Origin of the sequence: Mesorhizobium sp. C395A, assembly GCF_030323205.1 — a bacterium.
Taxonomy (GTDB): domain Bacteria; phylum Pseudomonadota; class Alphaproteobacteria; order Rhizobiales; family Rhizobiaceae; genus Mesorhizobium.
On sequence record NZ_CP100473.1, the window covers coordinates 54,365 to 67,917 of the forward strand.

General features: G+C 63.3%; 10 protein-coding genes. 9 read left to right on the forward strand and 1 reads right to left on the reverse strand.

Translation table 11 applies throughout. The annotated features are described in order from the left end of the window. Positions 1 to 30: 30 nt before the first annotated feature. Both NLY37_RS00265 and NLY37_RS00270 read left to right on the forward strand, forming a co-directional pair. The gene (locus tag NLY37_RS00265; RefSeq protein ID WP_023740569.1) at positions 31 to 1,224 is read left to right on the forward strand and encodes a cytochrome P450; all 1,194 of its coding nucleotides are present in this window, start codon (positions 31 to 33) and stop codon (positions 1,222 to 1,224) included. Further along, complete coding sequence (locus NLY37_RS00270) at positions 1,221 to 2,708, forward strand: aldehyde dehydrogenase (RefSeq protein WP_023695216.1); 1,488 nt, start codon at positions 1,221 to 1,223, stop codon at positions 2,706 to 2,708. The genes NLY37_RS00265 and NLY37_RS00270 overlap by 4 nt, the downstream gene beginning before the upstream one ends. Before the next feature lie 175 nt (positions 2,709 to 2,883). Here the strand turns inward: NLY37_RS00270 and NLY37_RS00275 are convergent, their stop codons facing one another. Further along, positions 2,884 to 5,172, reverse strand: a complete 2,289-nt coding sequence (locus NLY37_RS00275; protein WP_245270684.1) for a mechanosensitive ion channel family protein — start codon at positions 5,170 to 5,172, stop codon at positions 2,884 to 2,886. A 282-nt stretch (positions 5,173 to 5,454) separates the two neighbouring features. Between NLY37_RS00275 and NLY37_RS00280 the strand changes: the two genes are divergently transcribed. The 7 genes from NLY37_RS00280 (at position 5,455) to nirD (ending at position 13,551) form a co-directional block, all read left to right on the forward strand. Beyond that, the gene (locus NLY37_RS00280; protein ID WP_023667842.1) at positions 5,455 to 6,057 is read left to right on the forward strand and encodes an ANTAR domain-containing response regulator; all 603 of its coding nucleotides are present in this window, start codon (positions 5,455 to 5,457) and stop codon (positions 6,055 to 6,057) included. Positions 6,058 to 6,059: 2 nt separating this feature from the next. Then, complete coding sequence (locus NLY37_RS00285; RefSeq protein ID WP_031245870.1) at positions 6,060 to 7,298, forward strand: CmpA/NrtA family ABC transporter substrate-binding protein; 1,239 nt, start codon at positions 6,060 to 6,062, stop codon at positions 7,296 to 7,298. Between the two features lie 343 nt (positions 7,299 to 7,641). Beyond that, on the forward strand, positions 7,642 to 8,970 hold the full coding sequence (locus NLY37_RS00290; protein ID WP_031196724.1) for a CmpA/NrtA family ABC transporter substrate-binding protein: 1,329 nt from the start codon (positions 7,642 to 7,644) through the stop codon (positions 8,968 to 8,970). 92 nt (positions 8,971 to 9,062) lie between these two features. Next, positions 9,063 to 9,953, forward strand: a complete 891-nt coding sequence (gene ntrB, locus NLY37_RS00295; RefSeq protein WP_023682697.1) for a nitrate ABC transporter permease — start codon at positions 9,063 to 9,065, stop codon at positions 9,951 to 9,953. Positions 9,954 to 9,963: 10 nt separating this feature from the next. Then, positions 9,964 to 10,761 (forward strand): ABC transporter ATP-binding protein, encoded by a 798-nt coding sequence (locus NLY37_RS00300; protein WP_023667847.1) that lies wholly within the window; start codon positions 9,964 to 9,966, stop codon positions 10,759 to 10,761. A gap of 4 nt (positions 10,762 to 10,765) precedes the next feature. Beyond that, the gene (nirB, locus tag NLY37_RS00305) at positions 10,766 to 13,216 is read left to right on the forward strand and encodes a nitrite reductase large subunit NirB (RefSeq protein WP_023740572.1); all 2,451 of its coding nucleotides are present in this window, start codon (positions 10,766 to 10,768) and stop codon (positions 13,214 to 13,216) included. A 5-nt stretch (positions 13,217 to 13,221) separates the two neighbouring features. Continuing rightward, positions 13,222 to 13,551, forward strand: coding sequence for a nitrite reductase small subunit NirD (gene nirD, locus NLY37_RS00310; protein ID WP_023740573.1), 330 nt, complete (start codon positions 13,222 to 13,224; stop codon positions 13,549 to 13,551). Positions 13,552 to 13,553: the final 2 nt, after the last annotated feature.

Below are 13,553 nucleotides of genomic sequence, written 5' to 3' on the forward strand. Positions count from 1 at the left end.
GCCCCTTTCCATCGCAAGGGAGTAACGGCGTTGAGCTTTGCCGAGAGCATCACCGTTGAGGCGCTGGAAGCCGATCCGTATCCGATCTATGCGAAACTGCGGCGCAGCGCGCCTGTCGCTTTCGTGCCGGCGGTCAATCTCTGGTTCGTCACCCGCTGGAAGGACGTCGAGACCGTCGCAAAGTCACCCGACATCTTCTCCGCCGTCGTCGGTACGTCTCCGGTCGAACGCTCGTTCGGCAAGCCGACCATCATGACCACCGACGGCGAAACGCATAGACAGCTGCGCCAAGGCGTCGATCCGAAATACCGGCCGCGCACCGTCGCCGCCTATGCCGGCGATCTCGTACGGTCGATTGCCGAACCTTTTCTCGACCGGATCGCCGAACAAGGCTCCGCCGAGCTGATGGCGGATTATTTCGAGCCGGTGTCGACGCTCAGCCTGGCGCGCTCGCTTGGCCTTGCCGACATCGACATGCCGACGCTGCGCCGCTGGTTCTATGGCCTTGCGCAGGGCGCCATCAATTTCGAGAACGACCCGAAGCGGCAAGAGATCGCCGACGCGATCAGCGCCGAGGTCGGCGCAGCCATCCGGCCGACTCTGGATAGACTTGCGCGCGCCCCCGACGGCTCGGCGCTGTCGCATATGCTGCATGACGGCATGCCGGAAGGCACGACGCGGCCGATCGATTTCTTGATGCCGAGCATCAAGGTCATTCTGCTTGGCGGCATGCAGGAGCCCGGACATGGTGCCGGTTCGATCCTCGCCGGCCTGCTTGCGCATCCCGAACAATTGCGGCAGGTGCTCGCCGATCCCGAGACCTTTGTGCCCAGGGCTGTCGATGAAGGCTTGCGCTGGGTGGCGCCGATCGGAACCCAGACGCGGCAGACGACGCAGGCGGTCGAGCTTGGCGGCGTAACCATCCCTGCCGGCGCCGCGGTCGCTGCACTTGTCTCCTCGGCAAGCCGCGACGAGAGCCGCTTTGCCGATCCAGACCGCTTCGACATCAACCGCAGGGAAGGCAATCATGCCGCCTTCGGCTTTGGTCATCATTTCTGTTCGGGCCGGTTTTTCGCGCGCGAGCAGATGTGCCTTGCGTTAAGGCTGCTGCTCCTGCGCTTCCCCGATCTCAGCTTGGTGCCAGGCAAGGTGCCGGTGTTTCGCGGCTGGGAATTCCGCGCGCCAACCACGTTGTATGTTTCCCTGGGAGTCCGCCACCAATGATCAGCCAGAATGCCATCGACGCGCTGCGCAAGACGGAGATCGGCGAGCGGGGCTTGTTTATCGACGGCGTACAGGCCGTAGCGACGAGCGGCGCGACGCTGGCGGTGATTTCGCCGATCGACGGCCGCCCTTTTGCCAGCATCGCTGACGGCAATGCCGCTGACATCGATCGCGCGGTCCGATCGGCGCGAAAAGCATTCGAGAAGGGTTCATGGTCGCGCGCCGCCCCTGCCTTTCGCAAGAAGGTGCTGACGAAATTTGCCGAGCTGATCGAAAAACATGTCGATGAGCTGGCCGTGCTTGGCGTGCGCGACAACGGCACCGAGATCGGCATGGCCTACAAGGCCGAGCCGCTGTCGGCGGCCGGCACCATCCGCTACTACGCCGAGGCGATCGACAAGGTCTATGGCGAGATCGCGCCGACGGCCGACAATGTGCTCGGGCTGATCCACAGGGAGCCACTCGGTGTCGTCGGCGTCATCGTGCCGTGGAACTTCCCGCTGATGATCGGTGCCTGGAAGATTGCGCCCGCACTGGCCACCGGCAACAGCGTCGTCGTCAAGCCGCCGGAGATCGCCTCGCTGACCTTGCTGCGGCTGGCCGAACTCGCAAGCGAGGCTGGACTTCCCGAAGGCGTGTTCAACGTCGTTACCGGTCATGGTGCTGTCGCCGGCGAAGCGCTTGGCCTCCATATGGATGTCGACGCCATCGCCTTTACCGGATCGGGGCCGGTCGGCCGGCGGCTGCTCGAATACTCCGCCCGTTCCAATTTGAAGCGGGTCTTCCTCGAGCTTGGCGGCAAGTCGCCCAACATCGTCTTTGCCGACGCTCCGGACCTGAAGCAGGCGGCGGTCGTCTCGGCTAACGGCATCTTTCGCAATTCAGGCCAGGTCTGCGTGGCGGGCTCGCGTCTGCTCGTCCAGTCGTCGGTCTATGATCTTTTCATGGACGAACTTGTCTCGGCAACCACGCGGCTCAAGGTCGGCGACCCGCTCGATCTCGCCAGCGATATCGGTGCGGTATCGAGCGCCGAACAGCTGGACAAGAATCTCGGCTTCGTCGCCATGGCGCAAGCCGAAGGCGCCCGTCTCGTCGCCGGTGGCGAACGGATACTGACCGAGACCGGCGGCAGCTACATGGCGCCGACGATCTTCGAGAACGTGACGCAAGAGATGCAGTTGGCGCGCGAGGAGGTGTTCGGACCGGTGCTCGGCGTGATGCGCTTCGAGACCGAGGAGGAGGCGGTGCATCTGGCCAACTCCACTGTCTACGGACTTGCCTCGGCGGTGTGGACCGCCAATCTTTCCACGGCCCATCGCATGGTGCGCGCCATCAACGCCGGTGTCGTCCACGTCAACACCTATGGCGGAGCCGATATCACCGTGCCGCTTGGCGGCGTCAAACAGTCCGGTTTCGGCCGTGACAAGTCGCTGCATGCGCTGGAGAAATTTGTCGACCTCAAGACCGCCTGGATTGCGCTCTGAGCCTCGCGGAAAGGCCAGCATATCTGCTCTTTTCGTCAAGCTTGGCCTCAGAACGCCACGCTGGTGCTGGTTGGCGGCGATCAGGTCGTCGCTATCGGCAGCTCGACTAGCGTGGTGTCGCGGGTCCAGGCTTTGCGCGGAAAGCCGTGTTGCGACCGGCGGGTATCACAGCGTCCTACTCCGTTGTGCCGGCTTTTTTTCTGCGCCGATTGGTGTGCGACTGGGCGACGGCCATTCGTAATTCAGGTGTGACCTCCAAACGCGCATTCTCTGTCCCATGCGGGTCTTGCAGCCCCTGGACGTGGACGGTCGGGAATGGGAGCTCGATGCCCTGCTCCTTGAAGGCCTGGCGGAGGCGCAAAAAGAACCTGCCTTTCATGCTGAAGGCGCCTCCAGGTCTGGTCGTGACCTTGACCCTCAAGACGATGCCGTACTCGCCGAACTCCTGCACCCCCTGCATCTTGATCGGTTCGATCACCCAGTGTTTGAACTCCGGATCTTCCGCCAGTTCCAGGCCAATTCGCTTGATCAGTTTGCGAGCAAAGTCGATATCGGTGTCATAGCCAACGGTGATGTTGAATTTGTCGGTGACCCAGTCACGGCTCTGGTTCTGCACGGCGCCGAGTTCGCCGAAAGGTATCGTGAACAGCGGACCACGATGGTGGCGCAGCTTCACCGAGCGCAGCGAAAAGCTCTCCACCGTACCCCTGTAGCTGCCCGATGAAATGTATTCGCCGACACGGAAAGCATCGTCGAGCAGATAAAACACGCCAGAAATCACGTCCTTGACGATGGTTTGCGCGCCAAAACCCACGGCGACGCCGACGACGCCGGCGCCGGCGATCAGCGGGCCGATCTGGATGCCGATCGAAGCGAGCATCATCAGCACCGCCATCACGATGATCACTGCTAGCAGAATGTTCTGGATGATCGGCAACAGCGTGTGCAGCCGCGCCTGATGCGGATCGAGGGTGAGGATGTCTTCTTCGCTCACCACCGCTTGCGGTATCGCGACGCCCAGCTTTCGTTCGATCAAGGCTTTGATGATCGACCAGCCGAAATCGGCAGCAAGGGCAATGACCACGACGTTGATCAAGCCGCGCAATATGAGCATGGTGGTCGTATCGCTGCCGCGCATGGATTGCATGTCCAGGCCCAGTACGCGTGCGAGAAGGTAAGCCGCCGCGAGGATGAAAATCATCCGGATACCGCGATCGATGACAGCGATCGTCACCGCCGGGATCGTCGGCCGGCCGGCATCTTCCGAACCGGGCCGCAGGACGAAATTAACCCCGCGCTCTGTCAGCACAATTGCCAAAGGCAGGAAGAATGCGGTGAAGGTAAACCAGAAGAATGTGTAGAGGCCGGCAATGCGTTCGAGGAACAGAACGACGAAGTAAGCCGTCAACAACCATGTCACTGCCGTGTGACCGCTGTGGCGCGCGCCGTCTCGCTGCGTTCTTGGCCGACGCCAAATGGCCAGCAGGAAGAGCAACAGCAGGATGAAATCGGCGCACACCGACAGGACCATCATTCCGTCCTGGTCTATGCCGAGACCCGGCAAGAGGACAAACGCGGCGGCGAAGAAGGCGAAAACGCCGACGATCCGGGGCAGCCAATAAGCCCAATGGTCAGCAGCTCCGTTGGTGATCGGCAGGGCACGAACCTCGATGGCGTGCTCGACCTCCATGAAAGAAGGGACGAGCGTGGCCATCACGTATAGGCGCACAGCCCACGTAAAGACCGCAGCCATCAGAAATGTCAGCACAATCTCGCGGATGAGCGCTGGCCAGTCGAACAGCATGAACGCGCCGGCGCTGCCCAATGCGAACGAGCCGATCATCATGCTGGAATAAAGCGTGCGGCCGCCGATCTTCTTGGCCCGCCCGATGGGCGTATCTCTGGGTTGCGCGATGATCCAAAGACGAAATGGACGGGTGAGCTTGTATATTGCCCAGGTGAGCGCCAGGCCGGCAGCGATAAAGATCGCAATCAGCAACAATATGCTGACGGAGCCCTTGCTGGACATATCGTCCATTGTCTGGGCTCGGACGCGCGCGAACTGGCCCGGCAGTGTGGGCACGGTTCGCACGATTTTCTCGATGTGATGCTTGATCCGATCGAGCGTCGAGGATGCCATTGTATTCATCTGGCCCGGTGCGGCCGCGGCGTCGGCCCGCGGAGTGCTAGCCGCAGCAGGCGCTTCCGTTGAACCAGCGGCCGGATTTCGTTGCTCGGCCACCCAGGCCTTCACCGATGGATCGTCGAGAAGCTCGAACAGCTGTTTGACCTTGTCGGGCGTGACGGCGGCCGGTGCCTGGGCCTGTGCGGGACCAGCCAACAGGAGGGCGATGCCAAGGACGAGCGGCCCGGCTATCAGGACGAACATCGCCGTCAGGTTCCCGGGACGCCGTGCTGGGCGCGCCGGCTCCCTGGCCCCTAATCGTCGTTTCATGAGCAGCATCGTGCGGTAACCTTCCGGTCAGATCGGCGAGCAAGGACAGCTATGTCCGTCGTTGCCCCCACCTTTAACAAGCCGATGTTGCGGTGCAAGTCTCATCGCACCTAGACCGTAGGGTAGGGCACCAGGCGACCGGCAAGGCTGTCATCACCAGTGCCAGCGTTGCGCTGCATTCCTTGTCCCGACCACCTAGACCGGGTCGTTGTCGGTCGGGGTTTGCTCCGCGGCGGGAGCCTGTGACCATGCCGCATTGCACAATTTTGCGACCTTGCCCACAATGCACGCATGGTCCGCAGCTCACTCGCCGTCCTGGTCATCGACGAAAACCGTATCCGCGCCGCGATCATTGAGGCAGGTTTGCGCGAGGCCGGCCATGAGCGGGTCACCGTCATCCACGACGTGACCGGCATTGCGCGGCGAATCGCCGAGATCGAGCCGGACGTCATCGTCATCGACCTGGAAAACCCGAACCGCGACATGCTGGAAAACATGTTCCAGCTGTCGCGTGCGGTGAAGCGGCCGATCGCCATGTTCGTCGACCGATCGGACCAGGCATCGATCGAAGCGGCGGTCGATGCCGGCGTTTCGGCCTATGTCGTCGACGGCCTCAGGCAAGAGCGCGTCAAGCCGATCCTGGACATGGCGGTCAGCCGCTTCAACGCTTTCTCGCGCATGGCGCGCGAGCTGGAAGAGGTTCGAGGGGAGCTTGAGAGCCGCAAGGTGATCGACCGTGCCAAGGGCATCCTGATGAAGTCGCGCGGCCTGACCGAAGAGGCCGCCTACACGCTGCTGCGCAAGACGGCGATGAACCAGAACCGCAAGATCGGCGACATTGCCCAGAGCCTGGTGACTGCCGCCGGGCTGCTCGGGCCGTCGGAGGACGAATGAGCATGAGCGCCGAGCACCAGATCACCGCCGGCTTCATGCCGCTCTTCGACAGTGCCGTGCTGGTTGCGGCGGGTGAGCTTGGATTTGCCGCGCGCGAGGGCATCGATCTCACACTGCACCGCGAGACCTCCTGGGCCAACATCCGTGACCGCATCGCCATCGGCCATTTCCACCTGGCGCACATGCTGGGGCCGATGCCGCTCGCCTGCAATCTCGGGCTGACGCCGCTTGCTTCCGAGACCATCGTGCCGTTTTCGCTCGGGCTTGGCGGCAATTGCGTCACCATCTCCAACGCCGTCTGGGAAGGCATGGCGGCACACGGCGCCATACCCGATCTCGAGCCCGCGCGCGCGGGCGCAGCCCTTCGTGCCTTCATTCGCGAGCGCGCCGGGGCTGGCGGCGATCCGCTGCGCTTTGCCGTGGTGCACCCGCATTCGGGGCATAATTACGAACTGCGCTACTGGCTTGCCGGATGCGGCATCGATCCGGAGCGCGAGATCGAGATCGTCATCGTGCCGCCGCCCTTCATGGCCGATGCGCTGGCCGCTGGGCGGATCGACGGCTACTGCGTCGGCGAGCCCTGGAACAGCGCCTCGGTCGCCGCCGGCACCGGCCATATCGTCACCGTCAAGGCGCTGCTGTGGCGCAACAGTCCGGAGAAGGTGATCGGCGTGCGCAAGGCCTGGTCGCAGGAGAACCCGGTCGCGCTGGCAGCATTGCTGCGCGCACTGCATCATTCGGCGCGCTGGTGCCAGGATCGGGGCAACCACGCCGAACTGGCTGGTGTGATGGCTCAAGCTGGCTTCCTCGGCCTGCCACCAGCTGTCCAGATGCCGATCCTGACCGGCCATCTTGAACTGGGCGGCGGCGCCGAACTGGATGTCGACGACTTCTTCCTGCCCTTCGACAAGGCGGCGAACTTTCCGTGGAAGAGCCATGCGCTGTGGTTCTATACGCAGATGGTGCGCTGGGGGCATGTCGAGCACACGCCGGAAAACCTTGTTATCGCCCGTGACTGCTACCGTCCCGACCTCTACCGCTCGGCGCTAAAGCCGCTTGGCGTTGCACTTCCCGGCGCCAATGCGAAGGTCGAGGGCGCGCTTAAGGTCGCCACGGCTGTCGGTGCGACCGGGGCAGGCCTGGTGCTTGGGCCGGACGGCTTCTTCGACGGTCAGACCTTCGACCCCGACGAGATCGACGGCTACATAGGGCGCCAGAAAGCGGCTCGCGCGGAAGCCTGATCATTCTCGCGCCATTCTTGTGCATTGCACAAAAAATGTGCGTGCGATTGCTGTAGTGAACAATCTTTGATCTGCTTGCGATGTCGCCTCGCGTGCCGGCATCTGGCGCGTAATGTTGATTTCATTTAGGTTTTTCGTTTCACCCAAAACTGGCACGGTTCCTGCTTTGAATTAGTCAGGCCCTTCGCGGGTCACGGAACAGGCGTCCAATGGCGGGCGCACAGGCAAAGCTGCCGCTCAGGACAACGACGCGATCCCGGATGTACGGACGCGCGAGGCCTGGACGGCGGCTTTTTTGTTTTGGGCCACTCGACGAAGCCCTCGCGTTCAACCGGAGATCACGATGAAAGAAAAAATAGGGAAATGGATCGGGACGGGAACATCGCTCAAGGATGTGACGCGCCGCGATTTTCTTGTCAGCAGCGCCATGACGGCCGGCCTGTTCGTGGCGGCCCGCAAGCTCTTCCCCTCGGGCGCCTATGCCGCCACGACCGCTCCGGAGGTCACCGGCGCCAAGCTCGGCTTCATCGCGCTGACCGACGCGGCGCCGCTGATGATCGCCAAGGAGAAGGGGCTGTTCGCCAAGTTCGGCATGCCCGACGTCGAGGTGCTCAAGCAGGCCTCCTGGGGCGCGACGCGCGACAATCTGATGCTCGGCGGCGAAGCCAACGGCATCGACGGCGCTCACATCCTGACGCCGCTGCCCTATCTCATGCACATCGGCAAGGTGACGCAGAACAACCAGCCGATGCCGATGGCTATCGTGGCGCGGCTCAACTACGACTGCCAGGGCATTTCGGTTGCGCAGGAATACGCCGGCACCGGTGTCGGTCTCGACGCCTCCAAGCTGAAGGACGCCTTCGCCGCCAAGAAGGCGGCTGGCAAGGAAATCAAGGCCGCCATGACATTCCCGGGCGGCACGCATGATTTGTGGCTGCGCTATTGGCTGGCCGCCGGCGGCATCGATCCCGACAAGGACGTCTCGACCATCGTCGTGCCGCCGCCGCAGATGGTCGCCAACATGAAAGTCGGCAACATGGACGTGTTCTGCGTTGGCGAACCGTGGAATGAACAGCTCGTCCACCAAGGCGTTGGTTTCACCGCCGCCACCACCGGCGAACTGTGGAAGGGTCATCCCGAAAAGGCGCTCGGCCTGCGCGCCGAATTCATCGACAAATACCCGAACGCCACCAAGGCGATCGTGATGGCCGTCATGGAGGCCCAGCAATGGTGCGAGGCCACGGAGAACAAGGACGAGATGGCCGCCATCATCGGCAAGCGGCAATGGATGAACGTGCCTGTCGCCGACATTATCGGCCGCCTCAAGGGCGACATCAACTACGGCAATGGCCGCGTGGCCACCGGCACTGACCTCTACATGAAATTCTGGAAGGGTGGCGTCTCCTATCCCTACAAGAGCCACGACAGCTGGTTCCTCGCCGAAAACATCCGTTGGGGAAAATTCGCGCCGACCACCGACATCAAGACGCTGGTCGATCAGGTCAATCGCGAGGATATCTGGCGCGAGGCGGCGAAGGATCTCGGCGTTGCCGCAGCCGATATTCCGGCCTCGTCGTCGCGCGGCGTCGAGACCTTCTTCGACGGCAAGATTTTCGACCCGGCCAACCCGTCGGCCTATCTCGACAGCCTGAAGATCAAGGCATCGGCTTGACCAGCGCAAACGGTGCGTTGCGCCGTTTGTCGCCCCAGCGCAACGGCGCTTCGCCGTTGTCGCCCGCATCGACCCCGGAGTTATTGTCAGACATGTCCATCCAAGCCATTGAGGAAACCACGGTGAAGGCGTTCCCCGCGAAGCCTGCCGCGGTCATCGCTTTCACCGCCAAAGCGCGGCGCCGCTTCGACCCGATCGCGATCGCCGGCAGGCTGGCCACCGCCCTGGTGCCGCCGGTCATCGTTATCGCCTTCATGCTGGTCGTGTGGCAGATCGCCTGCTCGTCGCCGACCGCCAGCCTACCGCCGCCCAGCCAGGTGTGGAACGAGGCCTATGACCTGATCGCGCATCCGTTCTTCAACAACGGCCCGCAGGATATCGGCCTTGCGTGGCGGGTGCTGATCTCTCTGCAGCGCGTCGCCATCGGCTTCGGCCTGGCGGCGATCGTCGGCGTCGCGCTCGGCGCCCTGGTCGGCCAGTCGATCTGGGCCATGCGTGGCCTCGATCCGGTGTTCCAGATACTGCGCACCGTGCCGCCGCTGGCCTGGTTGCCGCTGTCGCTGGCTGCTTTCCGCGATTCCAGCCCGTCGGCGCTGTTCGTTATCTTCATCACCTCGATCTGGCCGATCATCATCAACACCGCCGTCGGCGTGCGAAACATTCCGGAAGACTACCGCAACGTCTCGCGCATCTTGCGGCTCAACCAGTTCGAATTCTTCGTCAAGATCATGGTTCCGGCCGCCGCACCCTACATCTTCACCGGCCTCAGAATCGGCATCGGCCTGTCCTGGCTCGCCATCGTCGCCGCCGAAATGCTGACCGGCGGCGTCGGCATCGGCTTCTTCATCTGGGACGCCTGGAACTCGTCGCGGCTGCCCGACATCATCGTCGCGCTCGCCTATATCGGCGTCACCGGCTTCTGCCTCGACCGCCTGGTCGCTGCGGTCGGCGCTTTCGTCACCCGCGGCACAACGGCAAAGTGAGGAGAGGGCGATGACGGCCTATCTGAAGCTCGACCATATCGACAAATCCTTTGCCCGCGGCGGTCAGGTCAGCGAGGTGCTCAAGGACATCAGGCTGACCATCGACAAGGGCGAATTCGTCTCCATCATCGGCCATTCCGGCTGTGGCAAGTCGACCTTGCTCAATCTGATCGCCGGGCTGACCAAGGTTTCCGCCGGCGCCGTGCTGCTTGAAAACAAGGAGGTCGACAGCCCCGGACCCGAGCGCGCCGTGGTGTTCCAGAACCACAGCCTGCTGCCATGGCTCACCGTCTACGAAAACATCAGCCTGGCGGTGTCGAAAGTCTTTGGCCGTTCCAAGAGCAGGACCGAGCGACATGACTGGATCATGCGCAATCTCGATCTCGTGCAGATGGCCCATGCCAAGGACAAGCGGCCGGCCGAAATATCGGGCGGCATGAAGCAGCGCGTCGGCATTGCCCGGGCGCTTGCCATGGAGCCGAAGATCCTGTTGCTCGACGAGCCGTTCGGGGCACTCGACGCGCTGACGCGCGCCCATCTGCAGGATGCGGTTATGGACATCCATTCCAGGCTCGGCTCGACGACGATCATGATCACCCACGATGTCGACGAGGCGGTGCTGTTGTCCGACCGCATCGTCATGATGACCAACGGTCCGGCGGCAACCATCGGCGAGGTGCTTGCGGTGCCGCTGCTGCGGCCGCGTCGACGCGTCGAACTCTCTTCCGACCGCACCTTCCTGCGCTGCCGCGAAGCGGTGCTGAAGTTCCTCTATGAACGCCACCGCTTCGTCGAAGCCGCGGAGTAACGCCATGACCGAAAAACTCGTCATCATCGGCAACGGCATGGCCCCTGGGCGCATGCTGGAGCATCTGCTCGAACAGGCGCCGGGCCGCTACACCGTGACCATCTTCAACGCCGAGCCGCGGGTGAACTACGACCGCATCATGCTGTCGCCGGTTCTCTCCGGCGAAAAGGCCTATGAGGAAATCATCATCCACGGCGACGGCTGGTACATCGCCAACAACATCACCCTCTACAAGGGTCACAAGATCGTCGCCATCGACCGGGCGGCCAAGACCGTCACCTCCGATCACGGCGTCACCGAGCCTTACGACAAGCTCGTCATCGCCACCGGATCGGTGCCTTTCATCATTCCGGTGCCCGGTCACGATCTGCCGGGCGTGCTGACCTATCGCGACCTCGACGATGTTCAGGCCATGATGCTTGCCGCCCAGTCGCGGGCCAAGGCCGTGGTCATCGGCGGCGGCCTGCTCGGGCTGGAGGCGGCAGCAGGTTTGAACGCCCAAGGCATGGACGTCACCGTGCTGCATGTCATGCCGACATTGATGGAGCGTCAGCTCGATCCAGCCGCCGGCTATCTCCTGCAGCGCGCGGTGGAACAGCGCGGCATCAAGGTCATCACCAAGGCCAACACCCAGGCGATCACCGGCAACGGCAAGGTCGGGCAGGTGGAGCTTGCCGACGGCACTATTATCCCGGCAACGCTGGTGGTGATGGCGGTCGGCATCCGGCCGAATGCGGCGCTGGCCAGGGAGGCCGGCATAGCCGTCAATCGTGGTATTGTCGTCGATGCCGGCATGCGCAGCAACGACCCCGACATCTACGCGCTCGGCGAATGCGCCGAGGTCTACGGCCAGGTCTACGGGCTAGTCGCGCCGCTCTACGAGATGGCGCGCGTTGCCGCGAACCAGTTGGCCGGCAACGAGGCAGCGGCCTTCGTCCACATGGACACGCCGACCAAGCTCAAGGTCACCGGCATCGACCTGTTCTCGCTTGGCGACTTCGCCGAAGGCGAGGACCGCCAGGAGATCGTGCTGCGCGATGCCGCCGCCGGCGTCTACAAGCGCCTTGTCCTGAAAGACGACCGCATCATCGGCACCGTGCTTTATGGCGAGACGGCTGACGGCGCCTGGTTCAACGACCTCAAGAAGAAGCAGACCGACATATCGGAGATGCGCGACACGCTCATCTTCGGCCAGTCCTACCAGGGAGGTGCCCCGCTGGACCCTATGGCGGCCGTTGCAGCCTTGCCGGATGATGCGGAAATCTGCGGCTGCAACGGCGTTTGCAAGGGAAAGATCACCGGCGCGATCACGGCCAAGGGCCTGGCTTCGCTCGACGACGTGCGCGCGCACACCAAGGCATCGGCTTCCTGCGGCTCGTGCACCGGGCTGGTCGAGAAGCTGATGGTGCTGACCATCGGCGACAAGTACAACCCGGCCGCCGTGCAACCGATGTGCGGCTGCACCACGCTCGGTCACGACGAGGTGCGCCGGCTGATCATCGCCAAAAGCCTGAAGACCATTCCCGCCGTCATGCAGGAGCTGGAATGGACGACGTCCTGCGGCTGCGCCAAATGCCGACCGGCGCTCAACTACTACCTCGTCTGCGACTGGCCGAACGATTATGCCGACGACTACCAGTCGCGCTTCATCAATGAGCGCGTCCACGCCAACATCCAGAAGGACGGCACGTACTCGGTGGTGCCGCGCATGTGGGGCGGCGTCACCAACGCCGCCGAACTGCGCGCCATCGCCGACGTCGTCGACAAGTTCGAGATCCCGATGGTCAAGGTCACCGGCGGCCAGCGCATCGACATGCTCGGCATCCGCAAGGAGGATTTGCCGGCGGTCTGGGCCGATCTCGGCCAGGCCGGCTTCGTCTCTGGCCATGCCTACGCCAAGGGTCTGCGCACGGTGAAGACCTGTGTCGGCTCCGACTGGTGCCGCTTCGGCACGCAGGATTCGACCGGCCTCGGCATTCGCATCGAGAAATTCATGTGGGGCTCGTGGACGCCGGCCAAGGTCAAAATGGCGGTGTCGGGCTGTCCGCGCAACTGCGCCGAGGCGACCTGCAAGGATGTGGGCGTGATCTGTGTCGACAGTGGCTACGAGATCCATTTCGCCGGCGCCGCCGGCCTCGACATCAAGGGCACCGAAGTGCTTGGCCTGGTCAAGACCGAGGACGAGGCGCTGGAGCTTATCGTGGCGCTGACGCAGATGTATCGCGAGCAGGGCCGCTATCTCGAGCGTATCTACAAATGGGTCAAGCGCATCGGCATCCCCGAGATCAAGCGCCAGATCATGGACGACGGCGCCAAGCGCAAGGCCTATTACGAGCGCTTCGTCTTCAGCCAGAAATTCGCCCAGGTCGACCCGTGGTCGGAACGCGTCTCCGGCAAGGACAAGCACGAGTTCAGGCCGATGGCTTCGGTCGGGTTTGCGCAGGCGGCGGAGTGATCAAAATGGACTGGATATCGATCGGCTCACTCTCCGACATCCCGCGCCGTGGCGCGCGCTGTATCGCTACACCCGAGGGTAAGATCGCCGTCTTCCGCACGCAGGACGATCAGGTCTACGCCATCGACGACCATTGCCCGCACAGGGGTGGGCCGCTGAGCCAAGGCATCGTCCATGGCACCGCCGTCACCTGCCCCTTGCACAATTGGGTCATCTCGCTGGAGACGGGCAAGGCGCTCGGCGCCGACCAGGGCGCGGTGCGCACCATTCCTGTGCGCATCGAGGGCGAGCACCTGTTCATTGCGCTGAAAGCGCTGGCCAGCCGCGCGGCCTGAAG

Bases quoted from the DNA above. Each gene is read 5' to 3' on its own strand.
- nirB (WP_023740572.1), top strand. From the start codon at position 10,766: ATGACCGAAAAACTCGTCATCATCGGCAACGGCATGGCCCCTGGGCGC.
- NLY37_RS00300 (WP_023667847.1), top strand. From the start codon at position 9,964: ATGACGGCCTATCTGAAGCTCGACCATATCGACAAATCCTTTGCCCGC.
- NLY37_RS00285 (WP_031245870.1), top strand. From the start codon at position 6,060: ATGAGCGCCGAGCACCAGATCACCGCCGGCTTCATGCCGCTCTTCGAC.
- NLY37_RS00270 (WP_023695216.1), top strand. From the start codon at position 1,221: ATGATCAGCCAGAATGCCATCGACGCGCTGCGCAAGACGGAGATCGGC.
- nirD (WP_023740573.1), top strand. From the start codon at position 13,222: ATGGACTGGATATCGATCGGCTCACTCTCCGACATCCCGCGCCGTGGC.
- NLY37_RS00290 (WP_031196724.1), top strand. From the start codon at position 7,642: ATGAAAGAAAAAATAGGGAAATGGATCGGGACGGGAACATCGCTCAAG.
- NLY37_RS00280 (WP_023667842.1), top strand. From the start codon at position 5,455: ATGGTCCGCAGCTCACTCGCCGTCCTGGTCATCGACGAAAACCGTATC.
- ntrB (WP_023682697.1), top strand. From the start codon at position 9,063: ATGTCCATCCAAGCCATTGAGGAAACCACGGTGAAGGCGTTCCCCGCG.
- NLY37_RS00275 (WP_245270684.1), bottom strand. From the start codon at position 5,172: ATGCTGCTCATGAAACGACGATTAGGGGCCAGGGAGCCGGCGCGCCCA.